Genomic DNA, 1,073 nt, shown 5'->3' with positions numbered 1-1,073 from the left:
CTGGTCTATGAAGATCAATCGCTTACTTACGCACAACTGAACACGCAGGCCAACCGGCTCGCTCACCACCTGATCGACCAGGGAGTGCGCCCCGATGACAACGTCGTCACATTGCTTGAGCGCAGCCCCGTTCTGGTCATCGCTGAGCTAGCCATCCTCAAGGCCGGCGCGACCTATGTCCCATTGGATCCACAATCGCTGTCTACCCGGCAATATTGGACTATCACCGATTGCGCCGCCCGCTTGGTGCTCGCCGACACTGCACCAGATCCGGATCTCGAGTTCCCGGTTCCCGTGCTGGTGCTCAATGACGAAACGATCGAAACACTACCTTCCGCTGAGCCAACATCGTGCCATCGCAATAGCGACGATCTCGCCTATGTCATGTACACCTCCGGCTCCACCGGCACGCCCAAGGGCGTGCTGGTGCCTCATCGAGCGATCAGTCGACTGGTCGTCAATAGTGGTTTTGCGGCTCTCGATGCCGATGATCGTGTCGCCTTCGCGGCCAACCCGGCCTTTGATGCCAGCACTTTCGAGGTCTGGGCTCCCCTGCTCAACGGAGGCACCCTCGTTGTCATCGATCGGGATACGGTGCGCTCGCCGTCAACTTTTGTCGATACGCTGCAATTGGCACAAATAGACGTCATGTGGCTTACCGTCGGCCTATTTAACGAGTTCGCCGATGCCTTGGCTCCCATGTTGCATCAACTCAAAACCTTAATCATCGGGGGAGATGTTCTAGATCCGATCTTCATTGACCGTATCCTGAACGACCACCCACCGCAGCGGCTACTCAACGGATATGGGCCGACCGAGACAACGACCTTTGCGACGACCTTTGTTGTGCACACCCTGACCGAGGGAACGACCCGCATTCCAATCGGCAGACCGATCGCCAACACGCGTATCTACCTACTCGATGCCTACGGTCAGCCAGTTCCCTTGGGTGCCGTGGGCGAGATATACATCGGCGGAGCCGGCGTGGCCCGTGGTTATCTCAACCGTCCCGACCTCACCGCCGAGCGCTTTCTTGCCGACCCGTTTGTCGACAAGCCGGATGCAAAAATGTA

At 58.0% G+C, this 1,073-nt stretch carries 1 protein-coding gene; it reads left to right on the top strand.

The window, feature by feature from the left end; all coding sequences use genetic code 11:
- Positions 1–1,073 (top strand): amino acid adenylation domain-containing protein (locus tag BTJ49_RS15230; protein ID WP_146742396.1); only part of this gene is annotated, 1,073 nt, incomplete at both ends.

The organism is Oleiagrimonas sp. MCCC 1A03011 (assembly GCF_003267965.1).
GTDB lineage: Bacteria > Pseudomonadota > Gammaproteobacteria > Xanthomonadales > Rhodanobacteraceae > Oleiagrimonas > Oleiagrimonas citrea.
This window is presented reverse-complemented; position numbering and strand designations above follow the sequence as displayed.